Source organism: Brevibacillus sp. SIMBA_040 (assembly GCF_046535075.1).
Taxonomy (GTDB): domain Bacteria; phylum Bacillota; class Bacilli; order Brevibacillales; family Brevibacillaceae; genus Brevibacillus.
On record NZ_JAWRXI010000195.1, the window covers coordinates 1 to 269 of the forward strand.

The following is a 269-nucleotide window of genomic DNA, read 5'->3' on the forward strand; positions in this document are numbered from 1 at the left end:
GACTTTTGCCACGTCAGACGGATGCAGCAAGCTGCTACCGCGCAATTGACGCTTACGCTTGGTCGACATTTTGGTCAGGATGTGGCTCTTGAAAGCGTGCTTGTGCTTGATGCCGTTAGCAGTTTTCAGAAACCGCTTAGCAGCACCACTTTTAGTTTTCATCTTTGGCATGTTCGGTACTCCGCATTCAGTTGATAAACATAATCAGAAGGCCTGCCGTGCCCTGTTGATTACTTCTTCTTTTTCGGGGCGATGACCATAATAAGCTG

Annotated in this window: 1 protein-coding gene; it reads right to left on the reverse strand. The window is 48.0% G+C overall.

Annotation, left to right across the window (positions count from 1 at the left end):
- The coding region (rpmI, locus tag SB752_RS32525; protein ID WP_410719515.1) for a 50S ribosomal protein L35 at window positions 1-171 on the reverse strand (171 nt) is incomplete at its 3' end.
- Between the last annotated feature and the right edge of the window lie 98 nt (window positions 172-269).